This is a genomic window from Clostridium neuense, from assembly GCF_045310695.1.
Classification (GTDB): domain Bacteria; phylum Bacillota; class Clostridia; order Clostridiales; family Clostridiaceae; genus Clostridium_S; species Clostridium_S neuense.
Map to the genome: position 1 here is coordinate 141,124 of NZ_JBJIAA010000013.1, position 26,293 is coordinate 167,416.

A 26,293-nucleotide genomic window follows, 5' to 3' on the forward strand; every position below is an offset into this window, starting at 1 on the left:
TGTCCTTAGTATTTTGTGCTAAAAGGAATTCTTATAAACATTTTTGTACCCTGCCCTATTTTACTTTCAATACTAAAAACATCATCAAAATTATATAGTACCCTTAATCTCTTAATTACATTAGAAAGTCCAATTCCAGAGGTATGGTGACAATTACTTGACTGTTCCTCACAAGCTAGCAGCTTCTTTATCTTTTCCTCTGAAATACCAACCCCATTATCCTCAATTTCAATTATACATTGATTATCCCTTTTATATATTCTAAGACTAATTATTCCGCCTTCTTCTCTTCCTTCTATGCCATGTATAAATGCGTTTTCTACAAGGGGCTGAAGTGTCATACCTGGAAGAGGGAGCTTTTTAAGCTTGTCGTCTACCTCTACATTAAACTTTATTCTATCTCTAAATCTAGTTTCTTGAATATGCGCATATTTCTTAATTATTTCAACCTCTTGACCAATAGTAGACTGAGCCTCAAGAGCACTTAAGCTGTATCTAAGTATATCCGCTACATACACAATAAGCTTTTCTGTTTCTTCAGCATCTTCAATAACAGCAGTTTGAACTATAGTATTAAGTGTATTAAACAAAAAATGAGGATTTATTTGTGATTGAAGCACCTTAAGCCTAGTTTCCTTTAACATATTTTCTACGAGTAGGTTTTTCATTTCCTGGTCTCTAAGCTGTTTCTCAACATTTGCTTTTTCCTTTATCTTTTTTATGAGATTATCTATGGCTTTAACCATTTTATTAAAACCTTCTGCTAAAACCTCTATTTCATAGATAGAATAATCTATTTTAACAGCTTCAAATTTTCCCTTCGATACCTTTTGAGAATGAAGCATAAGCTTTTCTAAGGGTACAGTAATTGTATTGGAAAAAACGATTGCAAAACCTATACACCATATAATAATAAAGAGTAAAAGCATAATTATTATATTGCTATTTTTTCTAGTTGCATTCTCTAAAAGCTTATACTGCTGATTATTATACTTTAAATAGTTTGCTTGAAGTCTTTTAACATAATCATCACAAAAGCCTGCCATTTTCTTTGTTTCTTGGAAATCCGGGTAAAACACATCAGCTTTATTATTTGAAGTATACTTTTTAAGTGTTCTATCTCCGGATTCCCTGTAGCTTTGTATAACTCCCTTTATATCCAGTAAAATCACACCGTTATCATTATCCAAGACCTCTTGTAGGCTTTTAACCTTATTCATGGCACTTTCTCCATATTTAATATAATCCTCCCAATCAGATGGAGAATTAGTTGTAAAATACTTATCAAAATACAGTACAGATAAATTCATATCCTGATTTATGCCATCAATCTTCATAAGCCGTCCAAGCATATCACTGTACTTAACTTCAAAGGATTTTGTATTGAATATAGAATAAAGATTTATTGATGTCATAAGCACTACAATAAATGCAATAAAGGTGAGCAGCTTAAACTTTAAACTTTTACGATTCATAGCCTTTACTCCTTCTTATTTTTATTGTAGGAATCTACATTGCTTTGAGTAACAACTATGGACTTCGTGATATTAATGCTCTTTAAAGCCTTCCCACTAATTTTATCCATAATCATATTTATGCTTTCATATCCCATATCATAGGGTCTTTGTACAATTGAAGCATATATAATACTGCTTCTTATAAAGGCTAAAGTTTCAGGCAAATCATCAAAGCATATTATTGTAATTTTGTTCTGCAAGTTATTTTCCACAACTGATTTAGCAGCACCTATTCCATCAACAGCACTTACGCAGTATAAAAAATTCACTTCAGGATGCTCCCTTATAATTTTCTCTGCGGCAAGCTTTGCATTAAGCTCATTGGAATTTGAAGATTCCACAGAAACTATGTCTACTCCAGGCTTAGTACTTAAATAATTTTTAAAACCATTTAACCTTTGAACCTGATTTGTTGTATCAAAACCGGCCATTATGACACCAATTTTAGGATCTTCACTTGCTTTTTCCCATAAAACCTCTCCAGCTTTTTTTCCTGCTTCCACATTATCCGTTCCAACATATGCAATTCGCTTACTTTGCCTTGCATCTGTATCTATAGTAATTACAGGAATGCCCTTTTCAATCCCTTTATCTATAATAGATGAATATTTTTGTTCCTCTTGAACATAAGTTATTATTCCGTTAACCTTTGCAGCAATATTCATGTTAATAAGGTTTAAATCTTCATCTGCATTTGCCGTGCTTGAACCATAATATTCTAATATACATCCTCTTTCCTTAGCTGCTTTTTCAGCGCCCTTTTTTACTATCTGCCAGTAGGGATTATCCTTAACATGGGCAATCAATGCTATTCTGGGCTGTTTTATATTCACCTCAGTATTTTGAACAGTTTTAAAATTGGCAAGCTTTATGACAGCTGCAAAAATAAAAATCAGCAATACCGCAATAAGTATATGCATTCTGTGTTTTCTAAGCATTTTTATCTTTCCTCCTATTTAGAATGACATGCGCTGTTTTTAAAACCTTTACATATATTCTATCAAAGAGTACTGCTTTTATATACTTTTAAATATTTCCATTATTAAAGAGACTGTAGCACTAAAAAATTATTAAACTGTAATTTAACATCTTTAGTACCACAACCCCTTAGATTAAAACAGTAAAACAAATAGACTTTCCATCCTCACTTACTGCAGAAATTCTTCCATGGTGATTATCTACTATAGATTTTGCAATTGAAAGTCCAATTCCATAGCCTCCGGTTTCTCTAGACCTTGAAGCATCAGACCTGTAGAATCTATCAAATAATTTATCTATATTATATTTATCTATATTATCCGCCGTATTATATACTTCCAGCTTTGCTCCTTTTTTTACAGCAGATAAAGAAATTTTGATGCTTTTTTCCGCATTAGAGTATTTTGTGGCATTGTCAACAAGGGTAGAAACAAGCTGACGTATACTTCCCTCATCTCCATAAAGCTTGAGCCCCGGCTGAATGTCCATTATTAACTTTTTATTTTGTTTTTCTGCAATAACCTCGAAGGGAAATGCTGCCTCGAAAACTGCATTGCTTAAATCAAAATCAGAAAATACCAGTTTTATATCACCCTCGTTCATTTTAGAAAGCATTAAAAGATTCTTCACAAGCTTATCAAGACGGTTCGTTTGGTTTCGAATGCTTGTAATCCATTCATTTTTGCCAGAAGTCATCTCAAGCACATCTGCATTAGCCGATATAATTGCAAGTGGTGTCTTTATCTCATGTCCTGCGTCTGTAATAAACTGCTTTTGCTTTTCCATGCTTTCAATTATTGGATTAATTGCTTTCTTAGAAAAAATTGATACAAGGATAAATACAAGCAGAAGAGTAACTAATGCAACGGTGCAAGAAATAAGTAAAAATGAAGTTATTTCCTGATTCTGCATTCTATAATCTATGAATATAAACATTGAACCATATGGTTCATCTACTACAGCATACTTATAAATATCTTCATGTCCACTTTTTTTGCCGCTCATGAGTATTTTATTTGCATAGACCAATGCATCCTCTGAAGTAACCGCCGCAACATGCTGTGTATCCATTTCTTTAATGCTGCCATCTTTATTAACCTTTACTATAAAATATCGTGTTTGAAACTGAGTTTCTGGATTTATCTCAAAACCAAATTTTTGCTCATTAAGTACAGCTGTTCCCTTTTTGTATTTGGGGAACTCTCCCTGATTTTCCGAAAGAATTTTAATGGCACCATTGGCTTTGCGATCCATCTCATAATAATTAACCATATTAATGGAACCAAGGAGAATAAACACAACCAAAGCCAGCGACCCCATTGTAATCATAATAAATCTTCTTTGCAATTTTTTAATCATTTGTTTTATCCTCCTTACTCGTACTACTCTACTTCTAGCTTGTAGCCTGCTCCTCTCACTGCCTTAATTTTCACATTAGCCTCTAAGGCTTCAAGCTTTTTACGCAAATAAGATATGTACACCCATACAACATTCGTCTCGGCTTCTGAATCATATCCCCAAATTCGTTCCATAAACTGTTCTGCAGAAATCAACCGTTTTGGGTTATTCATTAGCATTTCAAGCATCTGAAACTCCTTATTTCCAAGCCTTAGTGAAGATTTTTCATTTGACAATTCATAGTTTTCTTTATTAAGGCTGATATTACCCACTTCTATTATATTGGGTGTAAATTCAGATTTTCGCCTTGTCATAGCTCGTATTCTAGCAAGAAGTTCTCCCATAGCAAAGGGTTTACTTAAGTAATCATCTGCTCCCTTATCAAGCCCAACAATTCTATCTTCAATTTCAGCCCTTGCAGTAAGCATCAAAACCGGTGTATAGATTCCCTTTTTTCTTAACTGCTCCAGTACCTCAAGTCCGCTAAGCTTTGGCATCATAATGTCTAAAATAAGTGCATCATAGTTCTCAGAAAACGCAAAGTCAATTGCCGCTGCTCCGTCATAAACAGCATCCACTGAATAATTATTATGTTTTAAAATAGCAACTAAGGCATTTGACAGTTCTTTTTCGTCTTCAGCCAGTAAAAGTCTCATCTTTATCTTCTCCATCTCTATCTTTTATTTGTGTTATCATATCTCGAATGGTCTGTAAATTCAAATCCGTTGAAGCAATTTCGTCTGCACATCTCTTTAACTCCTCAACAATCATCTTTTCACTTTGAATACTTTTCTTATATTTTAATTGATGCTCCAAGCTTGCCCAGCAATCCATTGCAATAGTGCGTATTTGAAGTTCACAGTACACCATTTCAACTCGATTTTCTAAATGTATTGGCACCTTCAAAATCATATGATAGCTTCGATAACCACTTGGTTTGGGATTTTTAATATAATCTTTTTCATTAATAATTTTAATATCCTTCTGATTTCTTAGCATATTTACAATCCAATAAATATCCTCTAAAAACCTGCAAATAACACGTATTCCAGCTGCATCATGAATTTCACTTAAAGCACTATTTACAGTGACAGGAAGTTTTTTTCTCTCTAGCTTCTCTTTCATACTTTTAGCTGACTTAATTCTTGCTTTACAGTGTTCAATTGGGTCTTCAAGTTTTTCTCCTAATCTACATTTTCGAATAATATCCAATCTTGAAATCACTTCAATAATTGCTCCCTCTAATAATACATAGGATTCTTTATAAAATTCCTGTTCCGGCAATAGTGTATCACATTTAATGTCATATTTAAGCTGCTGCATAATATATTTCCTCCCAAATTTTATATATGATAAACAAAATAAAAAATTTAAAGCTGGTGCTGGTAATTTCAATCTTTTAGCTTGTCCATCTATACAAATTATATTCCTCCAACCTTAAACGAACCTTAAAATATTATAAAGATATTTTAAATTATATAAGCTAAAAAAACTTATTAATTCTATCATCTACGGTCACGCTGGAAAATGCTATAATAGTCTCTGTCATTGCATAGGAAGATACATTGTTTATAAATTCTTCTATTTCGTCTAAAGTTTTAACTGATAATTTAACTAAAAAACATCCATCACCAGCAGTCCTATAACACCATTCACTTCTTTTATATTCCTTAATGAAATCTTTAAATTTTTCATACTGTCCATTTCTCATGGTTACCTTAATTATGCAATCAATGGACAGTCCAAGCCTCTTTTTATTTATTTTAATTGTATACCCTTCAATAATGCCATCTTCCTCCATTCTTCTTACTCTTTCAGTAACTGCTGGTGGTGAAAGCTTTATATGTTTAGATAATTCCCTTATAGATAATCTGCTATCCTTTTGTAACTCTTCTAAAATCAACAAATCTATTTCATCTAATTTCATTTGTAAGCACTCCTCTAAAATATTCTTTTAAATGACATATTTATTATTATATTATGTAGCATTTAAAATACACAACCAATACTATACCTTGTATAATATTAATTGTAAGAAAAATATATTTATAGAGGAGAGATATTATGGCAAAAATAACTTTTTCACAAAATGGGAACTCACCCTTTGAAAGGCTATTAGGTCACAATAATTTTATCTTAAAAAACTGGTCGTCTTTAGAAGAATGCTTTTTTAGCAGTACCACATTTGCACCCAAGCTAAAAGAAGAAGTGAGACGTACTCTTGCTTTCAACAATGGATGTAAATATTGTATGGCCAAAGGCAGTCCTTCTAGCGAAATAGCTGATTCTAAAATTCTAATTGCTGTTAAAATTGCAGATATTATTTCTAAAAATCAACCTATTGATGATGAATGTTTCAATAACTTAAGAACCGAGTTTAATGACAGTGAAATTTCCGAGCTTATTGCCTTTATATGTTTTATAACAGCTTCTCAAAAATTTGGAGCATTACTTAATTTAGAGCCAAGCTGTCCAATTTAGCAATAAATATGATATAAAAAATACAGCATTAATCCTTTGCCATATATTTCACTTGCGATTATGCTTCAATTAACAATGTATCAAAAAATAAATTGTTATACACTATATATTGCAATTTATCATTGATTATGATGAGCTTTTTTCAATTAAAAAGGTATTTTATTAAGATATAAAGAACAAGATCCTTATTGCACCTCAATCAATTATGTATTACTATGTAATAATAGTTCAGATGAAGATAGCGGGAGAGCTATGGCTATAGCCATTCACCGAAGAAGTAAATCTTTCAGGTATCTATATATACTTTTAAAGTAAATTTACTATTTGTTTCTCATAAATTCACAGAAACATTGAAATTTTATAAAAACAAATAACAATTTACTAATTAAACTTATATAACTAGAGATGACCGTTATTGGATGAACCCTTGGAGAGACTCTTAAAGAGCACCGAAGGAGAAAGCTGTAAAAGCGAAACTCTCAGGTAAAAGGACAGGGGAAGAGTAACATATCTTGCAAAACAACATATTATAAGTTACTTCATTTATATCTTATCTGTCCCATTTGTATCTCCAACAAAAATACTTACATAGGAAAGGGCATTCTTTATATACATGCCTTTTGACTAAGATGGAGGAATAAAATGGATCAATCAAAATCACAAAATGAAAATTTATCAAGAGGACTAAAAAATCGACACGTTCAATTACTTGCAATCGGGGGTGCAATTGGTACAGGTTTATTCCTCGGTTCAGGCAGATCTATTCACCTAGCTGGCCCATCTATTTTATTTGCTTATATGATAACTGGGACAATTTGTTTTTTGGTTATGCGTGCACTGGGAGAATTGCTAGTTTCCAATTTAAATTACCACTCCTTTGTAGACTTTGTACAGGATTACCTAGGAAACGGAGCAGCCTTTATTACTGGATGGACTTACTGGTTCTGCTGGATTTCACTTGCTATGGCTGATGTAACTGCTACAGGACTCTATGTGCAGTACTGGCTTCCTAATGTAGCCAGATGGGTTCCAAGCCTTGTAGTTCTTGTAATTTTATTGATCATGAATCTTACTGCAGTAAAATTGTTTGGTGAAATGGAATTCTGGTTTGCCTTGATTAAGGTTGTTGCAATTTTATCGCTAATTATAGTTGGTACCATTATGATTATAAAAGGATTTTCTACAAGTGCCGGTAACTCTAGCTTTGCAAATCTGTGGAAACATGGAGGCTTATTTCCAAATGGTGCAAAAGGCTTTATCCTTTCCTTTCAGATGGTTGTATTTGCTTTCACAGGAATAGAATTAGTAGGACTAACAGCTGGAGAAACTGAAAATCCAGAATATGTTATTCCAAAGGCAATAAACAATATTCCAATTAGAATTATTATCTTCTATATTGGAGCACTTACTGTTATTATGAGCATATACCCATGGAATTCAATTAATCCAGACAAAAGCCCATTTGTACAGGTATTTGCCGCAGTAGGAATTGCAGCAGCAGCAAGTATTGTAAATTTCGTTGTATTAACATCAGCTGCATCCGCTTGTAACAGTGGTATCTTCAGCACAAGCCGTATGGTTTATTCCCTTGCTAAAGAAAATAATGCACCTGAGTCAATGAAAAAGCTAACTTCACGTAAAATACCTTCTAATGCTGCCTTGTTTTCTGCAACTGTCATTTTAATTTCGGTTATTTTAAACTATATTATGCCGGAAGGAGTATTTGTACTTATTACAAGTATATCAACCTTCTGCTTTATATTCATTTGGGCAATCATAGTTATCTGCCATATAAAATATCGTAAGACTAATCCTGAGCTTGCCCTCAAAAACAAGTTCAAAATGCCATTTTATCCGGTAGCTAACTACGTAATCCTAGCATTTTTCGCTTTTGTTATAGTTACCTTAGCACTTAATAATGAAACTCGTGTAGCCCTATTTGTAACACCTGTATGGTTCATAATGCTTGGAATAATTTATAAGATACTTAAATCAAAAAAGAAAAATGAAGAAAATGTTAAAACAGATTTAGCATAAACTTAAAAAGTAGACATTGGTTTAGTAACTCATTGTCTACTTTTTTGTACTCATACCCTTAATTAAGAGCTTTTAAACTTATATCCTTGTTAAGCTTAACTGCTAAAACAATCATGCCTGTTATAGTAATAAAATCAGCAATTGCTTGAGAAAAAATAACTCCATTTAAACCAACAAAATGAGGTAAAATTAAAATGCAGGGAATAAAGAAAACACCTTGCCTGCCTATACTAAGAAGCCAGCCACCAGCAATTTTCCCAAGTGCTAAGGAAAGCATACCATATATTGTTTCTACTCCCATTCCAATAAACATTACAACATTAACTCGAAGTGCAAATTCTCCAATTTTTATAACTTTTAAATCATTAGACGTAAATAGTGAAACTACAGGAGTTGCAAATACAAATAAAAGCACTGATACTACGATACAAAAGGAACTAGTCCAGATAACTCCAACCTTTGTTGCTTCCTTCACCCTATCATATTGTTTTGCTCCGTAGTTATATCCAGCAATAGGCTGAAATCCCTTTCCAAAACCTGCTACAGCATAAGCAATCATAGAAGTAACACGCGTCACAATTCCCATTGCAGCTATTGCAGCATCCCCATATTCTCTTGCAGCAGTATTAGTAAGTCCCATAGCTACGCTTGTTGTGAGCTGAAACACTAGCATAGGAATGCCAATTTTAAATATTTCTTTATAAATACTTCCATCTATACGAACAGCTCTTGGTGAAAAACTAAATACACTTTTCTTTTTTAATATATACATTAAATACATAAATGAAGTGATACCTTGTGCAAGTGCAGTAGCAATAGCAGCTCCAGCAATTCCAGTGTTAAAAACGTAAATAAATATAGGTGCAAAAATCACATTGAGGACAGCACCCATAAGCATAGCAAACATTGAAATTTTTGAAGCTCCTTCACTAGTTGCAATATTATTCATTGTCACATTAAAAATATTAAAAATTGAACTGATAACATAAATTACAGCATATGTACGAGCATAAGGATAAATAGTATCTGTTGCACCAAGTGCATATAAAATTGGGTGTAGTAATAATATTATAATAGCAATAGCTGCAGCTGCAATTACTAAGCTAGAATATAGTGCAGTTGAAGCTACATGATTGGCCTCTTCCCTGTCATTAGCGCCTAAAAGCCTTGGAATTGGGGCTTCTCTAAGCATTTTAATATGTTTTTCATCCTTCATAATGAACCTACTAAGTTCTAAGATTTACCTGAGAGAAGCAAAAGGTAAATCACCCTTAACTGTCAACTGTCCACTGTCCACTGATTATTATCTATCTAGTCTAACCTTCTGTATTCCTTAGGCGAGCAGCTATTTATTTTCCTAAAATTACGATGAAAGGTTCTTAAACTATCATAGCCGCAATTTATCGCAACTTCATCAATAGATTTATTGGTGTTTTTAAGCAAATAGCACGCCTGTGAAATTCTATAGTGATTTAAATAATCCGTAAAATTCATGTTCATGAGTTTAGTAAAAAGTTTTGATAAATAATAATAATCATACTGTAAACCCTTTGCAACAGTTTTAAGTGTACAATTATCAGCATAATTTTTCTCTACATAAAGCAAAACTTTATAGAGTGTCTTTGTTTGGGAAGACTTCTTAATAGCAGCGAACGATGTGTGATTTACAAGTTCAGCACAAACAGCATATAAAAAGCTTTTTTGACTATAAATTGAATTCAATTTTTCAACATCAACTTTTCCATCAAAATGCAGTACATTATCATTTGGAATAAAATCCTTAAACCTCATAAAAAAATCGCCAACAAGTTCCGGTGAAAAAAGTATAATTGTAATCTCTGAATGATCAATAGTCTTAAATTCATGCATCTGATTATTAAATATAAATGCAATATCGTTTTTCTTAAGCAAATATTCTTTTTGATCTATAGATACACAAAGCTGGCCGTCATTTACAAATATAAGCTCATATGCCCTATGAAAATGAAGCGGAAAATCATAATTCTTTAATGGGAAAGACCTAAATAGTTCTTCTTCTATTCCATGCTTTTCAAAAAACATCACAACACCCCCTAATATAGATAAACCACATGGAACTTAAAAATTGCAAATTCAAGGTTTATCCCGCCAAACTATAATTTGAAGCAGAGTAGAGAGTAAAGAGTAGAATGAATGTAGATTTACCTTTCGTTTCTCTCAGGTAAATCTTAGAACTTAATAGTGTCAGCCGCGCTGAGCACTATATTTTAGGCGCTTTGCGCGCATTAAGTTTTAGATTTTTCGAAGCATAGCAGAGAAAAATCATCCTTCACTCTACTCTCTACTCCCTACTCTTTACTCTGTTTTTCAAATTCTAATTTATCAATATATCTTTGCCATTCTCTCTCTTTATTTTCAGTAGTTTATCTAAAAAAACACAAATATTGTCTTAAAGTATACTACATTTTGAATAGAACTAACAACTGCTATTTCTTATAATAAAAGAAAACGAATTCATAAGGAGGATTATGTATATGGAATATCATGTAGCAAAAACTGGGTCTAATCAAGGTAAAGGTACTAAACAAGATCCATTCTTAACAATAAATAAAGCAGCTTCCATTGCAACAGCTGGAGACATCGTTACAGTTCACGAGGGAGTATACCGTGAATGGGTTAACCCAAGGTGCAAAGGCTTAAGTAACAAAAGAAGAATCACTTACAGAGCAGCAGAAGGTGAAAAGGTAGTTATAAAAGGTTCTGAACAAATCAAAACTTGGCAGCACGTTGAAGGTAAGGTGTGGAAGGTTGTACTGCCAAATTCATTTTTTGGTGACTATAATCCCTATGAAAAAGAATTGTTTGGAGATTGGCTCGTTGTAGATGAAACCAGGCATCTAGGAGACGTTTACCTAAATGGTATGTCCTTTTATGAGGTAAGCAGCTTCAATAAACTAATTAATCCGGTTATGAGAACAGAAATACTTGATCACTGGACACAAAAAATTGTTCCTATACACAATCAAGAGCAAACAAAATATGTTTGGTTTGCAGAGGTTGATGCTGATAACACAACTATTTATGCAAATTTTCAAGATGCCGATCCAAATAAAGAGCTTGTTGAAATAAATGTACGAAGATCTTGCTTCTATCCTAAAGAGACAGGAATTGATTATATTACTGTAAGAGGTTTTGAAATGGCACAGGCGGCAACACCATGGGCACCTCCAACAGCAGATCAACCTGGATTAATTGGTGCAAATTGGAGTAAAGGCTGGATTATCGAAAACAATGTGATTCACGATGCAAAATGCAGTGCTATAAGCCTTGGCAAGGAAGCTTCCACAGGAAATAACTACTGCTCCCTCCGTAAAGATAAACCTGGATATCAGTATCAGCTAGAAGCTGTTTTTTCCGCTGAACGAAATGGCTGGAGCAAGGAAAAAATCGGTTCACACATTATCCGCAACAATACAATCTATGACTGCGGTCAAAACGGTATTGTAGGTCATTTAGGCTGTATCTTTAGCGAAATCCACCACAATCATATTTATAATATTGCTCTAAAGCGTGAATTTTATGGTTATGAAATAGCAGGTATTAAGTTTCATGCAGCTATAGATGTCCATATCCACCACAACCGCATTCATGACTGCTCTTTGGGCTTATGGTCAGATTGGGAAACTCAAGGAACAAGAATCAGTAAAAATTTATTTTATAATAATAATCGTGATTTATTTGTGGAAATAAGCCATGGACCATATATTGTAGACCATAATATTTTGGCTTCTGAACATAGCTTGGATAATGCCTCACAGGGTGGAGCATATATAAACAATCTAATCTGTGGTAAGATGGTTCAATGGAAAGGACTAGACCGTTCTACACAATACCACCTTCCACACAGTACAAAAATTGCAGGCTTTTCATTTGTTTATGGTGGCGACGACCGTTTCTACAACAACATCTTCATTGGGAAAGACAGCTTAGAAAATGTTGGAACCTCCCATTATAAAAATTACACCACTTCATTAGAAGAATACATTGAAAAAGTTCATGAAAAAGACGGTGATCTTGAAGTATTTGTATTAGTAGAGCAGCCTGTTTATATTAACAGCAACGCATATTTTAACGGAGCAGAAGCATTTGAAAGAGAAAACTGCAATTTAGTTGATGAAAGCTTTAACCCAAACTTCTGTATCATTGATAAAGGAGAAGAAGTATACCTTTCTTGTGAACTTCCAGAAAGCTTTGAAAGCATTCTCGGCGAAATTAAATGCACAAAAAACTTACCTAAGGTTCGCATTGTTGATGCTGAATTTGAAAGCCCGGACGGCAGTAATTTAGCTTTGGATACTGATTTTCTAGATGCAAAGAAAGCCGAAAAAAGTTCATTAGGACCAATTTCTCTTTTGAAAAAGGGTAAAAACTACATTAAGGTTTGGTAATTGTCTTTTTGTAAAATGTAGTATAATAAATACAAATTTACAATTAACAGAGGAGTAAAATAGTATGAATGTAAGCATAAAAAATGTAATAGAGGCTCTGACAACTCCAGCAGTGCCCATTGAGAATAATGTTGATGAGCTTCAATTTGGAAATCCTAATACAGTGGTAACAGGGATTGCTACAACCTTCCTCGCAACTCAGGAAGTTATTGAAAAAGCCAAAGCCTTAGGTATAAACCTTATTATTTCTCACGAAGGCATATTTTATAGTCATAGGTTTAATTCAAAAATAGCAGAGGATAACAAGGTGTATAAAAAAAAATGCCAAACCCTTAAAGAAAGTGGGATAGCCATATATCGCTATCATGACTACCCACATAGGTATGCACCTGATGCAATTACCGCTGGACTCCTTAAAAAACTGGGTTTTGAAGACTATGAGGTAGAAAATAGGCAGATTGCATCTATTTTAGAAATACCTCAAATGACGGTGAAGGAGGTTATTACTCACATAAAAAATAAGCTTGGCATCTCAAATATTCGTTTTACTGGAGATTTATCAATGCCCTGCAGGCGAGCTGGCATATTAGTTGGATACAGAGGTAGCGGTGAAGTAGCAATACCTCTCTTTGAAAAAGAAAATTTGGACATAGTAATTTATGGTGAAGGTCCAGAGTGGGAAACACCAGAGTATGTAAGGGATGCAATATATCAAGGACAAAATAAAGCTTTAATTGTACTTGGACATAGAGAAAGTGAAGCCGCCGCTATGGAGTATCTAGTTAAGGAGCTTCAAAACAAGTTTCCAGATGTACCCGTTAAATTTATAGCTGAAACACCAGTCTTTAAGACAATATAGATAGACAACATGGAATATTAAAATTAGCTGAATTCTATTTTAGAACATGTTGGTTATATTAACATATATCAGTTGACAATGAACAATTGACAGAGGACAGTGAATGATGATTTACCTTTTGCTACGCTCAGGTAAATCTTATAACTTGATAGTGTCAGCTGTGCTGAGCACTATATTTTAAGCGCTTTGCGCGCATTAAGTTTCATATTTTTAGAAACATGGCGGAGAAAAATCATCCTTCATTGTGAACTGTGCATTGTGAATTGCATCAACTTCCATTTTATCTATATCAATCTGCTACTAGAATTTACTTAGTTTTCAGCCTCAACAATTCTTCCAACGGAACTAGGAATTTATTAACTCTAACCTAACTCCTAATTTTAACCCCATGTCTATGCTTTTTTTCTTCACCTTTTTGCTGATTTATAGATATTATCTATATTTCTACATTTCATACATCTCTACATAATTTCATAGACATAATAGACATAGATGGCTTCAAAGCCTTATATTTTGTGGCTTTAGGTAATGTCCTTGCCCATGTCCTTGGAGCAGTGCACAGTTCACAATTAAATGATAATTTACCTGAGAAAAACGAAAGGTAAATCAACCTTCACTCTACTCTCTACTCTCCGCTCTGCCTTACAAACGCCTTTTGGTATCCATAAATTCGTCCAAATCTAAGTTTTCCCGTTCCCTTTGGATACGGCTGCCAGTCTTCTATTTTTCTTAAAATATCATTAATTTCTTTTGCTTTAACAGGATTCATTTCTTTTACAGCGCCTTCAAGAAGCTCTACCCATATTTCCATTGCACACACTTTGTCTCTTTTAACAGTTCCCTCTTTAATTTCACCAAAATCATTTCCGTGAATATAAAGCCTTCTAGCTGCAATGTCAAGCTCATTCCAATTTTCAGGCAGCAATCTGTTAAGGTATTCTCTAATTAAACCTTCCTTGGAACTTACCTCTGTGTGCTGTTCTTGAACCTCAACAGCTTCCCTTTCTACATCATGTGTAAGGAATAACTTTTCTCCACTCTTCCAAAGCATCAAAGCTTCTGCCCATATCTGATTTACAGTAGCTTGATTCATTTCCTGCCATAAATTTTTATTACTTTTATTTCTTCCTACAACCACAGGCCAGTAACGCCTATTTCCGGTTTTATCTCTTAAAAAATCATTATCATTAGTAGTTCCAAAAAATACACACTGCCTTGGAAACTTTGTTACACGTTTGCCATAAGCCTCCCTATAAATGTCCTCTCTCTTGGATATAAAGTGCTTTACAGCTTCTGTTTCAGCTCTTTTAGTTGCCGACAGCTCTGCCATTTCAATAATCCAGGCATCTTGCAGCTGTTCATAAGCATCTTTTCCCTGAACGGTAATCAAAGAATCAGAATACCAATTTTGACCCAAAAGATTTATAATGTGACTTTTTCCTATTCCCTGCTTGCCAACTAAAACCAGCATATAATCAAACTTTGTTCCCGGTTCAAACACACGGGCAACTGCTGCCGTTAAAGCCTTTCTAGTTACCATCCTTGTATAGGTATTATCCTCTGCGCCAAGATAATCAATGAATAAGGTTTCAACTCTATTTTTTCCGTCCCACACAATTTCCTCAAGGTAATCTCTAATTGGATGATATTTATTCTTCTCCTCCACAACCTGCAGTGCATCATCTATTTTTGTTGGTGAAGTTATACCATATACTTTTTCTATGTAATACCTTAATGCGGCATCATCACTGTCCTTCCAAGAATCACCTTCTGATATATTTTTTAGCTTGTGCCATGGAAGATTACCTCGTATAGTTGTCCTATGTGAGAACTCATTTAGAGCTATTTTTCCTTTTAAATATTGATCATTTTCAAGAATTAAAACTATATTGCCTATTGTACTTTTAAAAAGCCCTCTTTTATCAACCTCAAGGAGCTTAAGCCACTCCTCACTTGAAGTTTCAAAATCCTCAAGCATAAAATCCTCTTTTGCTGCCTTTAATTTTTCTTTTCCAATAGTGCATTTTACTTCTTCATCTTTTCTTATAAAATCCATCATAGCCTCATAAGAAGGAATCTTTACAACCGGTGTTCCTTCCTTAACCTCAGAATCCAGCTCTCCAAATTTATGAAGTCTCACTAAATCAAAAGCATTGCAAAGCTTGCCCGAAACAGGATCTGTCCCATGATGTGAATAAGCAAAATCACCATTTTCATAAATTATAAGACCTCCTGAGGTTGAACCTTTTGCATAGGTATACCTGTTTTTATCTACGCAGGGTACATAAATATTGCTTAAAAACTTATCAATTGCAGCTGGCACAGAATACGTTCTGCAAAATGCACCTACAATTCCAGCCTTTTCTCCTGGACTCCCCTGCCTATCTGCTGATTTTTTTCTAATTTTCTTGCATCTTGAAGCTTCTGGCCATAAACCTGGGTCATGCCAGTCTTCATATCTACTTAAAACCTCATCTGGATTTAACCATTTCCCCTCTTGATGCTTAAAAATAAATTCTCCATTTTTCGAGGTAGAAGGCCAGTACATAAGTCTTGAGGGTTCATAGGTTGTATCATCAAAATACTCTATTCCTATATCCTCCGCAATCTTTCTTGCTGCTGCTTCATATTCCTCTGGCGTAACAGTTCTTCTTAGTGGAATAACCAATCTAAATCTTGGCATGTCTTTACTATGCTTATGTGTTGTGTACATGCAGCACTCAAAATCAAAAAGCATTTCTATCATATCCCACAGCCCAGCCTGTCCATAGTCAGCATCGAGGGTGATAACACTTCTATTTAAAACTGCTTCACCCTTTCTTCTGCCTTCTTTCAAATATCCTCCTACAAAGCCTCCAACGTCTTTTATGTCATCCTGCTCATCTTTAGGAAGTTTTTTATATTCCTCATAAGTTTCCGATGTTCTTGCAACTTTGCATACTTTATGTAGAAACTGGGACCACTTAATTTTTTCATTTTTCCATTTCAATTGTCTCCGATTTCTGCCAACGGCAATTGTAATAATTCCATCACTAATGATAACCACCCCCAAATAAGAGTAGAGAGTAAAGAGTAGAGTGAATGATGATTTTTCTCCGCTACGCTTTGAAAAATCTAAAACTTAATGCTTGCGCATAGCATAAAATATACTTTTCAGCGCAGCTGAAACTATAAATTCTAAGATTTATCTGAGAGAAACGAAAGGTAAATCTACCTTCACTCTACTCCCTACTCTCTACTCTGCCTTTTAGTCTTTTTTATAGTATTCTGCTTCAAACCCTGCTGCTTTTAGTGGAAGTCCTGGCGCCCACCATGCAGCTTCTCCCATAATTTCATTTACTTCTTTTAAAGAACCAAAGCCTTTTGGCACATCTAGTATAACTTCATCATGTACATGAAATACTATTTTATAGCCTGCTTTGTTTAGTCTTAGCATGGCTTCGGCTAGAGAATCCCGTGCAATTGCTTGAACTATATTTTCCGTAAGCTTTCCTCCATAGGTGCTTATCCTTCCCCAGGTCTTAGAATTCTTTTCTATTCCTTCATAGGTTAATTTTGATTTGTTAAACCTTATGTCCTTTTCAATTCTTGGTCTTACATAGGCAAGCTTTCTTCCAGAGGGCAGCTTAATAAACAAAAATCCTCCACTCACAAAAAATCCAAGGCCATACTGCATTTTTACTACTTTCTTTTCCCCTACTGCTTTTATGGCTGCGTTTTCAATTTTTCTCCAAAGGCTTACTATATTAGGATTTGATTTTCTCCAGGCTGAAACTATTCCCGGAAGTTCTTCTTCCTTTAGTCCAAATTTTAAAGCTCCCATAGCCACAAGTGCCGCAGCGCCACCTTGATAACCGCAGGCAAGGGTTGCTACCTTTCCCTTTTGTCTAAGTGCATATTCAGGATTTCCTGTTACTATTTTTTCTATTGGAACTCCAAACATCTTGCTGGCAGTCATTTCATAAAGCTTTCCACTGCTTTTAAAGGTATCTATAACCCACTTTTCTCCTGCAAGCCATGCTATAACCCTAGCTTCAATGGCACTAAAATCTGAAACTATAAACCTTGAATTGGTGGAGGGAATAAAAGCCGTTCTTATAAGCTGGGACAAAACCTCTGGCACACTAAAGAACAACGGCTCCAGCATTTCATAATCACCGGATTTAAGCAGCTGCCTTGCCTCACATAAATTTTTCATATCATTTCGAGGTAAATTTTGAGTTTGCACCAGTTTTCCAGACCACCTGCCTGTGCGGTTTGCTCCATAAAACTTCATAAGTCCCCTCACTCTTTCGTCTTCACATATGGCCCTTTTCATGGCTTCATACTTTCTAACAGAAGTTTTAGACAGCTCACGTCTAAGCTCAAGAACTCTTTTAACGGTGCTATCTTTTACCGTGCCTATAAGCTCTTTTACTTTTTCTTTTGATAAACTTTCAATCTTTGTACCCCTAGCTTCAAGCCAGCATTTTAGCTGCGCACCACTATTTGGATTTTGAAGCCCCGTTAAAGCTGCCGCTTCTTTCATTTTTTCATTTTCATAGGCTTCATAACATTCTATGGCATTATGAACTAATACCTTGTCTATTTTCACTCCTGCATCATTTATTTTCTGATCCAGTGCCCAAAGCTGCCATTCTCTATTCTTCGCAGGAAACTCCTCTAATTTTTTTCTTACAGCCCTTTCAACCTCTACATCCTCTTTGCAGTAGGTTTTAAATATATTCCATCTTTCCATATGTTCCTGTGGTAAATTGCGTTTTTTCTCAGCTTTTGCTTTGCAAGGCATACAGAAATATCTAATAAGATTTTTTCCTACGCCCATTTTTTGATGGCTTAAATTTAAACACTTAGCTGCTCCATCAAGACTTGCGGGAAGTCCAAGTGTTAGTGCATGAACAGCACTGCACCGCCACTGTTCTGGCTGCATTGGCTCATTTAAATATTTTGCGAGGCAGGTTCTTTCAAAATTTGCATTGAAAGCTGTTTTTATAACCCTTGGATTTACTAAATCTTCTATGATTTTTTGTGATAATTTTTCTCCGCAAGCTAAATCTATTATGTCCACAGGCTCATCATCATAAGCATAAGCAAATAATAATATTTGAAAATCTTCTGCCTCTGTATATGCATAAACTCCGCATTTTGTAATATCTACACTGGAATAAGTTTCTATATCAATGGATAGCAAAAAATCACCCCCGGAAAAGACAGTGACAAGTGACAGGTGATAAGTGACAAGTTTAGTATGATTTTCTTCCTCTCCTCGTTCGCTGCCGAAAATCATACAATTTATATTCTCACATTTTCCTGAGGGAAAATGAAGTTAAAATTAAGTTTAAGAGTTTTTCGTAGTGAAGCAGAGAACAACTCACCTTAACTTGTTGCTTGTCCTTTGTCACTTATCACTGCCTTTAGGTTTAGTTTAGAAAGTCTTCCTCTGCATTTTGTACTGCGTCAAAATCCTCTTCCGGTCTGCTGTGTCCGTCTATGCGTTCTCCATCTGATAATTTTTGAAGATTTTGAAGTCCGCAGGCTATTCCCTTACTTCCGTTAACATTGTAAGCATAAAAAGTGATGCTTGCCCTTCCGTAGCAGCCGCTATAAAACTTGCTTTGGTCTGTTATGGCTTGTACATCTTTGTCCACGATGCCAGGTTTCATGCTGCTATTTGCATTTATAAAATAACTATTTAAATAAGCTTCATTGTCCGGCATGTCAATGTCTCCATCTTTAAGTGGTGTTTTTAAATCCTCTGGTACATTTCCTCCTAGTCTAGCTATGCCTTCCTTTTTAGCTACTTCAATGGCTGCTTTTATTTTTTCAAGTGCTGCCGTATCCGATTTTGGTATTATTAGGCTTACTGAATATTTGGGATCACTTCCATTAATACTTGCAGGCTCCCAAACGTGGACGTAGCTGAATCTTACTTTTCCTGTGACAATTTTCATAAACAATCTCCCCTTTTTCAGTTCACAGTACACAATGCACAGTTCACAGTTAGTGTTGATTTATCTGCCTTGCAGTTAGATAAATCTTAAAACTTAATAAAAACAATACATAAGATTTACAATAGATAAGTCTAAACTTGTTTTAAAGATTTTCCGCAGTGAAACGAAAAAAAGATCATCCTTCACTTTACTCTCTGCTCCCTACTCTACCTTAATTTTTATTGCTTCTTTCAAAAGTTCTTCATATTTGTCTTTAGAAATTTCCGTTAGTTTTTTAGCTCCAAATTTATTTATGAGTCTTTTTACCTCCTGCTGTTTGTCTTTTTGAGAAAGTTTTGATAGAACTGATCTTACTTCTTCTAGAGTTGGTATTTTTGATTTTTCATTGTTTTGAAGATTTTCTTTTGGGGCTTGTACCTCTTTAGGCGGGCTTTGAAGACCTGCATTTATCTGCACTTCTGCTTTCATTTGCTCTAGTGCTTCGGCTAAAGCTAATACTGCATTTACAATATTGGGACAATCGATTTTAACGTTGATATTAATATCCATTTAGAGTGGCTCCTTTCTTTAGGTACTCTATAGGTATAATATGCTAAACTATAAGTTTTGCTAAAATAATATTCTAATTTAGAGAAATTTTTTAATTGTTAAAGTAAAACATCAAATATTGGAGAAATAAAAAAGCAAGAATACTTGTATTATTTTACGCAAATATTCTTGCTTACAATTTTATAAAACTATTTATACTATTAAAGTTTACTTTTTATAATACAGCTGTACTTTTTTATTAGGTTTTTTATCATAATAAGAAAGAAATTCTTCTAATTTCTTATAATATATTTCATTCTCTTCCTTTGGAATTAATTTAAACCATTTTTTTGGTCTAGATACAATTTGAAAATTCTTTAATTTTTCAATCGTTAACTCAATTGGATATATTTCGTTATCTTTTAGTTGTAATTTGTCTTTTATATAATCATTAGTATGATTCTTATGCGGCAACAGTATGTATTTGAAACATTTTTATAAGCTTCACTTTGATATATAATAATCTAAATACATATTCATTTGGCCAAAAAAATAATGAACCAGCCTACTCTATTTCAGTTGATTCATTTTATATTTTCACTGCATTATTAATATTATATAATCAACATACAATATTAACTGTATTAATTCTATTATTATATTTTTTAATTAAACATACTTTATAAAGTTATTTAATTTTAAATCACGTAATTTATTTCCACCCATAAGCTTCTAAAAATTTATCTGGTATTCTTAATTCTAATTGTTGTTGAAGTTCTTTACAGAAAATGTCGAAATCTGCTTTCTCATACCATTTCTGACTATTTTTTAATGCACAATCTCCATATGCTGTTGGATCATGTGAAAATCGTATTTCTTTGTTTGCATTATAAGCATCATCTAATGCTGGTACATTAAATAAGTCAAACATATCCTCATCGGTTATATTATACTTACTTTTTACAACATCACAATCATTTCCTAAACTAAAGTATGTTGTATCACCAGCCATTACTGTATAAGAGTCTTTTCGTGGAATTGTCCAATCTAAAGTTCCATCAGCTTTTACCATTGGTTTATATTTACCTAAAGTTATTGTATGCGAGTTTATATTTTGTATAGATTCTGCTCTTATCCTTTCAAAATCATCTATTGGTATTTTCCCATTTACCTTACCATCAACAACCTTTAAGCCATCTATTATGCTATTAGCTCGTGTAGACTCCTTAGCACTATTTCCACTGCTAAATACAGTCTCTCTTATTTGTTATTCGTATACCCTGAAATGTTTCAAGGTATCCTTAGTTACCGTCTACCAATCTATCTCCTATTGTATCCAAAGTTAGACCTTAGAGAGAAAATTTCCAATAGATACCTTTACAGTATCCATTGGAATTTTGTTATTGGCTTGTATCAGACATCAAAAGAAGCTTTTACAGTATACCCTATGTTTTTATAGCCAATTGCATTGAAACCTCTTTTTAATGGCTTTTTGCAGTTTTTAGAATGTATTTTTCTTATTGTTACTACAAAACTTACTACAGAATTCTAATTATGCAATGAAACTGAACCTAATCATTGTTTGTTTTTCTGTATTTACTTATGCTCAGTTTTTTTGCATCTATTTTTTATTAATTTATGAAATGAGTCTTAATTAATGTATATTATAAAAATTGTGACACTATCTAAATTTCCCTTCTCGTCCAAACTATGCTACCATCTGTTAGCCTTACTTCAATTATTGGTGCATTTAAATATATTTCTGTCAATCCTCCCTCTTTTAATTTTCCACTATAGTTTTTTGGTTCTAATATTTTCACTATTCTAAGTAGACATGCATAAAATTCCTCATATCCTTCTTCATCCATATCCAATCCATTATCACTTTCATGTATTCCATTTTCTTTAGCTAATATAACTACTCCATCATTATATTCAACAATTAAATCAATACCATCTTCATATTTAGTCATCTCTTTAATAAACTCATCCATTACACTTGCCTCCTAATAAACATTTGGATTTGATGGAATTATATGTGCACCATTTTTCCCATAAGTTATCATTCCCATAGTGGTTTCTTCATATAATCCCGTCTTAATATCGTAAAATTTTCCTATAACTTGCCCAAAATCAACTCTTTCTTTATACTCACTAACCTTTGTACCTGTTCCTGCAAATTCATCTAAAAGTTTGTCAGCATCGCCAGTTAATATACTTTTTTGCTGTCCAGCATTAACTGCTTGATTATAATTATTCGTACCAACGATATGCTTATCTTGTTGACCTTGATTTATTTTAACTGGCTTTCCATCAATGTATCTTTCACCATCTTTAATTACTATTTCTAATTTATCAGCATTACCTGCCCCCTTATCTCCTTCTCCTTCTTTCACACCAGAAGGCTCCACATCTTTAGCTTCTTTACCTGTAACTTCAGCCTTCCCTTTTCCATTCTTAATAGCATCCGTTACAGTCTTTACCTCTTCATTGCTTACTGAACAATCATTATGCACAAGTAAACTGCTTTCACCTGCAAAATATGTGTGATAATCTTCTACATTAAGATTGTATATTGCTTCTCCTGCTTCTGTATGCCTTGTACTTATGTCTGTTACTTCCTTATAAATTCCAACACTATCTTTTATTTTCTCGCCTGCTTTTATCTTTTCAGCTGGCTTAAAGCCTTCTTCTGTATAAAACAAATGAGGTGCTGTTGTCTCTATTTTTTCTTTTCCTATTGCTATTATTATAATATCTTTTTGTTACATTTAATCTAAGTTCCTTTAATCTTAATTAAATACCTGTCGTCATTAAAATTCCTCCTCAAAATTAGCAAATACTAATAGTATCAACAAACTACCATATTATCTACATTCATTTCAAGTAAATTTTCATTTGCAGAATATTTACTTTATTAAATAAAATGCTCCTTATAGTTTCAATTAAAAATGAAACTATAAGGAGACTCTTTTCTCGTTAGTTTAGTGATAACCTATTCATATGAAATATATATTTTTTCTCCATTATCAATGGCGTGCTTAAACAGACATATAATTTTTCTAAGAACTTCTTTTTCTTCATAATACTCAAAACTTTCAATATCAATTTCTTTTAATTGTTCATATGATTCCATAAGATTTTCAACTAGCCATGGACTTTCTTCAAACCACCCAATATCTAAATGATAATAATACGCTAAACCTGTCCAACCATTTTCCTTAGGTTCAACCTTTTCTATAAATCTAATGAAATAGCCATCCCATATTCCAAATTCCTCTTTTTCCCCATTTATTTTTACTAATGTAAAAATCATTTCTGGTTCACCTTCAAAACCATCATAATACCTTTCATCAATTTCACACATAATTACCCTCCTACTTTGCTAACCAATGGCCTGATTCTAACAAATCCATTTGTTCTTTTGTGCTGCTGTTCCTACTCGTGTTTCAGTATTTCATCTTGCTTCATATGTATAAGTACCATCACTCCACTTATATTTTATCTCCTGATAGCCTTTATTCATAGTTTTAGCAATTATATCTCCTAAATTTGTAATACTTCTAAGTATCTATTACGATTACTTAATATGCCCTACTATATCGCTCCATAGATCCATTTTCTGCATCTACATAAAAGTAATAATCTGTATACACACCTTTTTCTTTTATCCAACCAACAACTGAAATATTGATACCTTTTTGAATTGCAAAGTTACCATTATTCATTTAATTCACTCTCCTATTTAACTACATACCAATTTTCATCAAAATAAATAGCCTCTAATGTTTCATTACCACTTCTATCAACTTTATATATCCCAGAATAATCATTTAATTCTACAAGTACACTTCTTGATATTGTATACTCTGGAGAACCTAAACCACCTATCTCATTTTTCGTAAATCCATTACCTTGAAATGGAGAATTCATCTTTGTTAAATCATCAACGTTTATATCACATGTTTTCGAAAATTTTCCCAATTCCTCGTCAGTAGTTCCTCCAAAAGGTATCTTAATATTTTCATTGTTATCTGTTGTAAGCGCATTACATACATTGAATCTTTTGCAGGATTTTTATATGGAGACCCATCATATCCCAAACCAAAGGTATTAAAATAATCATTATAAGTTTTCAATCCTGCTGTATCTTGAGCTTTTGCTACACAACCAACGACCGTTTTACTATATTCTCCATTATTTATGTAATTTTTAAATGTTCCATCTGGTATTACTTTTGACATCAATGTGCCACTTTCAAGCATCTCATAAGAATTACGTATCTCATATATCGTTTTTAATTCGCTTTTATTTAGTTCACTAATTGGTTTACTTGATAATAGCTCAAATTCTTCTACTAGCATCATCATTTTAAATCATCCTTCCATTATTATTTTTTAACATGAAAAAAGACTAACAAAGGAAATTATTATCCAATGTTAGTCTTGATTTTTTATTATTTAGGTTGTAGCTGGGTCAAAGATTGGTTGCTCTTAGGTTACAGCAAACCATTGGTACATATAGTTTGGGTCGCAAGGGCGTAGTTTCAAGCAACTTTATTTTATTATTGAGTATTGCTATTAGCTTGAATTAGTTACCAAAAGAGGTTTTTGCTGAGGCTCCTATGTTTCCCATAGTAGTCAACATTGAAACCTCTTTTGGATGTCTATTTGCAGTTTTTAGCCTGTGTTTTTCACTTAGTATTGGACAAACTTATTGCGTAATTTAAATTATGAATTCACTCATATTCCTAATTTTCTTTGTTTTAACTCTATTTATTAATAGTATTAATTTATGCATCCAGACATTAACTAATTTTATAGTAAGAAACTCTATATATACTATAATTTTATTTTCTTGTTATTAGTTATTATTAGAGTAATATTTCTTTAGATTATTCATCCCTTTAATAAAATTTAAAATAGCATTCTTATCTAACATTAGATTACTTAAATGAAGTAAAAAATCAAATTCATCTTCATCATCTCCTAAAGTTAAAACAAATGGACTTATATATGGTTCATATGTAATATCACATACAATTACATCCCTTATTTTTACTCGAAAATTACGTTTGCCATCTTTTAGTCTTTCATTAGTGCAAATTATTTCATCTGGATTAGTTTCATACTTATTATCATTATATTGGAAATATAATTTATCATCATCAACATATATTCCTAATAATTCGCCATCTTCACTAAATCCACCTATACCATTCTCTATACTATTTACACTATCTGCATTAATTATTGAATATCCATGTGGTTTTATATTAATATACGTGTTTATTTTAGAATAATTTTCTAACAATATCACATCTATTCCCTCCTAATGAATTATTCCTAATAATGTATTTATTACATCATCCTTTACCATTGATTTTTGAATTACAATATTCCATATCTTCTCATCATTTATATACATACCTTCTTTAATTAATTGCTTTTTATATTTATTAAACAACCATTGTGCATCTGGACCTATTGGATTCTCATATTTTTTTATATTTCTTGCTTCTAACCCTGCTCTCTCTTCAGCAGTCATGCTTGCTCTAGCTGTAACTTTTTGTTGATTACGTGTATCTACAACATGTTTTGCTATATCTTCCTTAGAAACCCCTTCTGAATTCATTCTTTCAATATCAATTTCTAATTGCTTAGATGCGTCAAGATAATCCTTCCTAACATTTTGCATGTCCTTCGCCCAATCGGCATCAGTAAAATCATATTTGGGGTTATAGTATGGAGTGCCTTCATTTGGTAAATATCCATATGCCCCATTGTCATCTGCATGTATTTGCTTAAGCACATTAGGCTTTACTTCGTCTAAAGGAATTCCTTCACCAGTTTTACCAATTCCAGCTTTACTTACCCCCTTAGTATTATTTCCAGTACTAAACACAGGCTCTTCTTCAAAATTTTCTAATGCCTCATTTATTCTATCTGCACTAGCTAAACCTCTAAATGCTGTTTGATAATCGCTTGCAATGTCTGCCAAAATACTCTGTTCATCGAAAGACATTGTTGTTAGCTGTGCGTCTATTACTTCCTCTCCCTGAGTTTTTGGACTTGCTTTTTCTCCTGTAACTTCCTCAGTAAGCCAGTCTGCAAATTT

General features: G+C 33.3%; 24 protein-coding genes, 1 pseudogene and 2 riboswitches. Of the genes and pseudogenes, 4 read left to right on the forward strand and 21 right to left on the reverse strand.

Annotated features, from left to right (window positions below; translation table 11 throughout):
- Positions 1-5 precede the first annotated feature (5 nt).
- From ACJDT4_RS16095 to ACJDT4_RS16120, 6 genes are all read right to left on the reverse strand, one after another.
- On the reverse strand, positions 6-1,475 hold the full coding sequence (locus ACJDT4_RS16095) for a sensor histidine kinase (RefSeq protein WP_406788600.1): 1,470 nt from the start codon (positions 1,473-1,475) through the stop codon (positions 6-8).
- A 5-nt stretch (positions 1,476-1,480) separates the two neighbouring features.
- Entirely contained in the window at positions 1,481-2,455 is a 975-nt protein-coding gene (locus tag ACJDT4_RS16100; protein ID WP_406788601.1) for a substrate-binding domain-containing protein, read from the reverse strand.
- Between the two features lie 169 nt (positions 2,456-2,624).
- Entirely contained in the window at positions 2,625-3,854 is a 1,230-nt protein-coding gene (locus tag ACJDT4_RS16105; protein ID WP_406788602.1) for a sensor histidine kinase, read from the reverse strand.
- Positions 3,855-3,877: 23 nt separating this feature from the next.
- Positions 3,878-4,549: a response regulator transcription factor gene (locus ACJDT4_RS16110; protein ID WP_406788603.1), complete on the reverse strand. Its 672-nt coding sequence runs from the start codon at positions 4,547-4,549 to the stop codon at positions 3,878-3,880.
- Positions 4,530-5,216: a GTP pyrophosphokinase gene (locus ACJDT4_RS16115; RefSeq protein ID WP_406788604.1), complete on the reverse strand. Its 687-nt coding sequence runs from the start codon at positions 5,214-5,216 to the stop codon at positions 4,530-4,532. The genes ACJDT4_RS16110 and ACJDT4_RS16115 overlap by 20 nt, the downstream gene beginning before the upstream one ends.
- Before the next feature lie 160 nt (positions 5,217-5,376).
- Positions 5,377-5,820, reverse strand: coding sequence for an Lrp/AsnC family transcriptional regulator (locus tag ACJDT4_RS16120; RefSeq protein ID WP_406788605.1), 444 nt, complete (start codon positions 5,818-5,820; stop codon positions 5,377-5,379).
- 137 nt (positions 5,821-5,957) lie between these two features.
- Here ACJDT4_RS16120 and ACJDT4_RS16125 point away from each other — a divergent pair, with 137 nt between their 5' ends.
- Together ACJDT4_RS16125 and ACJDT4_RS16130 are read left to right on the forward strand one after the other, a co-directional pair.
- Entirely contained in the window at positions 5,958-6,374 is a 417-nt protein-coding gene (locus tag ACJDT4_RS16125; RefSeq protein ID WP_406788606.1) for a carboxymuconolactone decarboxylase family protein, read from the forward strand.
- 232 nt (positions 6,375-6,606) lie between these two features.
- Positions 6,607-6,690: riboswitch (glycine riboswitch) on the forward strand.
- 101 nt (positions 6,691-6,791) lie between these two features.
- A riboswitch (glycine riboswitch) is annotated at positions 6,792-6,879 on the forward strand.
- 137 nt (positions 6,880-7,016) lie between these two features.
- Positions 7,017-8,411 carry an amino acid permease gene (locus ACJDT4_RS16130; protein WP_406788607.1) on the forward strand — a complete coding sequence of 465 codons (1,395 nt, stop codon included), beginning with the start codon at positions 7,017-7,019 and terminating at the stop codon, positions 8,409-8,411.
- A 58-nt stretch (positions 8,412-8,469) separates the two neighbouring features.
- On the opposite strand, the gene ACJDT4_RS16135 is transcribed toward ACJDT4_RS16130, so the two are convergent.
- Together ACJDT4_RS16135 and ACJDT4_RS16140 are read right to left on the reverse strand one after the other, a co-directional pair.
- Positions 8,470-9,627, reverse strand: coding sequence for an MATE family efflux transporter (locus ACJDT4_RS16135; RefSeq protein WP_406788608.1), 1,158 nt, complete (start codon positions 9,625-9,627; stop codon positions 8,470-8,472).
- Positions 9,628-9,722: 95 nt separating this feature from the next.
- On the reverse strand, positions 9,723-10,472 hold the full coding sequence (locus ACJDT4_RS16140) for an AraC family transcriptional regulator (RefSeq protein ID WP_406788609.1): 750 nt from the start codon (positions 10,470-10,472) through the stop codon (positions 9,723-9,725).
- A 452-nt stretch (positions 10,473-10,924) separates the two neighbouring features.
- Between ACJDT4_RS16140 and ACJDT4_RS16145 the strand changes: the two genes are divergently transcribed.
- Together ACJDT4_RS16145 and ACJDT4_RS16150 are read left to right on the forward strand one after the other, a co-directional pair.
- Positions 10,925-12,838 carry a right-handed parallel beta-helix repeat-containing protein gene (locus tag ACJDT4_RS16145; RefSeq protein WP_406788610.1) on the forward strand — a complete coding sequence of 638 codons (1,914 nt, stop codon included), beginning with the start codon at positions 10,925-10,927 and terminating at the stop codon, positions 12,836-12,838.
- 64 nt (positions 12,839-12,902) lie between these two features.
- Positions 12,903-13,697 carry a Nif3-like dinuclear metal center hexameric protein gene (locus tag ACJDT4_RS16150; RefSeq protein WP_406788611.1) on the forward strand — a complete coding sequence of 265 codons (795 nt, stop codon included), beginning with the start codon at positions 12,903-12,905 and terminating at the stop codon, positions 13,695-13,697.
- A gap of 625 nt (positions 13,698-14,322) precedes the next feature.
- On the opposite strand, the gene ACJDT4_RS16155 is transcribed toward ACJDT4_RS16150, so the two are convergent.
- From ACJDT4_RS16155 to ACJDT4_RS16215, 13 genes and pseudogenes are all read right to left on the reverse strand, one after another.
- Entirely contained in the window at positions 14,323-16,737 is a 2,415-nt protein-coding gene (locus ACJDT4_RS16155) for a virulence-associated E family protein (protein WP_406788625.1), read from the reverse strand.
- A gap of 207 nt (positions 16,738-16,944) precedes the next feature.
- Complete coding sequence (locus ACJDT4_RS16160; protein ID WP_406788612.1) at positions 16,945-18,888, reverse strand: DNA polymerase; 1,944 nt, start codon at positions 18,886-18,888, stop codon at positions 16,945-16,947.
- A 229-nt stretch (positions 18,889-19,117) separates the two neighbouring features.
- Entirely contained in the window at positions 19,118-19,648 is a 531-nt protein-coding gene (locus ACJDT4_RS16165; protein WP_406788613.1) for a DUF2815 family protein, read from the reverse strand.
- 201 nt (positions 19,649-19,849) lie between these two features.
- On the reverse strand, positions 19,850-20,197 hold the full coding sequence (locus tag ACJDT4_RS16170) for an rRNA biogenesis protein rrp5 (RefSeq protein WP_406788614.1): 348 nt from the start codon (positions 20,195-20,197) through the stop codon (positions 19,850-19,852).
- 691 nt (positions 20,198-20,888) lie between these two features.
- Entirely contained in the window at positions 20,889-21,248 is a 360-nt protein-coding gene (locus ACJDT4_RS16175; protein WP_406788615.1) for a hypothetical protein, read from the reverse strand.
- Positions 21,249-21,861: 613 nt separating this feature from the next.
- A complete protein-coding gene (locus ACJDT4_RS16180) occupies positions 21,862-22,170 on the reverse strand; it encodes a hypothetical protein (protein WP_406788616.1) in 309 nt (102 codons plus the stop codon).
- Between the two features lie 12 nt (positions 22,171-22,182).
- Entirely contained in the window at positions 22,183-22,932 is a 750-nt protein-coding gene (locus ACJDT4_RS16185) for a polymorphic toxin type 50 domain-containing protein (protein WP_406788626.1), read from the reverse strand.
- Between the two features lie 239 nt (positions 22,933-23,171).
- Positions 23,172-23,543, reverse strand: a complete 372-nt coding sequence (locus tag ACJDT4_RS16190) for a hypothetical protein (protein ID WP_406788617.1) — start codon at positions 23,541-23,543, stop codon at positions 23,172-23,174.
- Positions 23,544-23,760: 217 nt separating this feature from the next.
- Positions 23,761-23,904, reverse strand: a complete 144-nt coding sequence (locus ACJDT4_RS16195; RefSeq protein WP_406788618.1) for a hypothetical protein — start codon at positions 23,902-23,904, stop codon at positions 23,761-23,763.
- A 13-nt stretch (positions 23,905-23,917) separates the two neighbouring features.
- Positions 23,918-24,160, reverse strand: a complete 243-nt coding sequence (locus ACJDT4_RS16200) for a hypothetical protein (RefSeq protein WP_406788619.1) — start codon at positions 24,158-24,160, stop codon at positions 23,918-23,920.
- Complete coding sequence (locus tag ACJDT4_RS16205) at positions 24,130-24,546, reverse strand: hypothetical protein (RefSeq protein ID WP_406788620.1); 417 nt, start codon at positions 24,544-24,546, stop codon at positions 24,130-24,132. Before ACJDT4_RS16205 ends, ACJDT4_RS16200 begins: the two co-directional genes overlap by 31 nt.
- 493 nt (positions 24,547-25,039) lie before the next feature.
- Complete coding sequence (locus tag ACJDT4_RS16210) at positions 25,040-25,495, reverse strand: hypothetical protein (protein ID WP_406788621.1); 456 nt, start codon at positions 25,493-25,495, stop codon at positions 25,040-25,042.
- Positions 25,496-25,507: 12 nt separating this feature from the next.
- Positions 25,508-26,293, reverse strand: a pseudogene (locus tag ACJDT4_RS16215) (hypothetical protein); the annotation flags it as partial.

Coding starts and splice junctions, on each gene's coding strand:
- ACJDT4_RS16095 (WP_406788600.1), bottom strand. CDS start 1,475: ATGAATCGTAAAAGTTTAAAGTTTAAGCTGCTCACCTTTATTGCATTT.
- ACJDT4_RS16100 (WP_406788601.1), bottom strand. CDS start 2,455: ATGCTTAGAAAACACAGAATGCATATACTTATTGCGGTATTGCTGATT.
- ACJDT4_RS16105 (WP_406788602.1), bottom strand. CDS start 3,854: ATGATTAAAAAATTGCAAAGAAGATTTATTATGATTACAATGGGGTCG.
- ACJDT4_RS16110 (WP_406788603.1), bottom strand. CDS start 4,549: ATGAGACTTTTACTGGCTGAAGACGAAAAAGAACTGTCAAATGCCTTA.
- ACJDT4_RS16115 (WP_406788604.1), bottom strand. CDS start 5,216: ATGCAGCAGCTTAAATATGACATTAAATGTGATACACTATTGCCGGAA.
- ACJDT4_RS16120 (WP_406788605.1), bottom strand. CDS start 5,820: ATGAAATTAGATGAAATAGATTTGTTGATTTTAGAAGAGTTACAAAAG.
- ACJDT4_RS16125 (WP_406788606.1), top strand. CDS start 5,958: ATGGCAAAAATAACTTTTTCACAAAATGGGAACTCACCCTTTGAAAGG.
- ACJDT4_RS16130 (WP_406788607.1), top strand. CDS start 7,017: ATGGATCAATCAAAATCACAAAATGAAAATTTATCAAGAGGACTAAAA.
- ACJDT4_RS16135 (WP_406788608.1), bottom strand. CDS start 9,627: ATGAAGGATGAAAAACATATTAAAATGCTTAGAGAAGCCCCAATTCCA.
- ACJDT4_RS16140 (WP_406788609.1), bottom strand. CDS start 10,472: ATGTTTTTTGAAAAGCATGGAATAGAAGAAGAACTATTTAGGTCTTTC.
- ACJDT4_RS16145 (WP_406788610.1), top strand. CDS start 10,925: ATGGAATATCATGTAGCAAAAACTGGGTCTAATCAAGGTAAAGGTACT.
- ACJDT4_RS16150 (WP_406788611.1), top strand. CDS start 12,903: ATGAATGTAAGCATAAAAAATGTAATAGAGGCTCTGACAACTCCAGCA.
- ACJDT4_RS16165 (WP_406788613.1), bottom strand. CDS start 19,648: ATGAAAATTGTCACAGGAAAAGTAAGATTCAGCTACGTCCACGTTTGG.
- ACJDT4_RS16170 (WP_406788614.1), bottom strand. CDS start 20,197: ATGGATATTAATATCAACGTTAAAATCGATTGTCCCAATATTGTAAAT.
- ACJDT4_RS16175 (WP_406788615.1), bottom strand. CDS start 21,248: ATGGTAAAAGCTGATGGAACTTTAGATTGGACAATTCCACGAAAAGAC.
- ACJDT4_RS16180 (WP_406788616.1), bottom strand. CDS start 22,170: ATGGATGAGTTTATTAAAGAGATGACTAAATATGAAGATGGTATTGAT.
- ACJDT4_RS16190 (WP_406788617.1), bottom strand. CDS start 23,543: ATGTGTGAAATTGATGAAAGGTATTATGATGGTTTTGAAGGTGAACCA.
- ACJDT4_RS16195 (WP_406788618.1), bottom strand. CDS start 23,904: ATGAATAATGGTAACTTTGCAATTCAAAAAGGTATCAATATTTCAGTT.
- ACJDT4_RS16205 (WP_406788620.1), bottom strand. CDS start 24,546: ATGATGATGCTAGTAGAAGAATTTGAGCTATTATCAAGTAAACCAATT.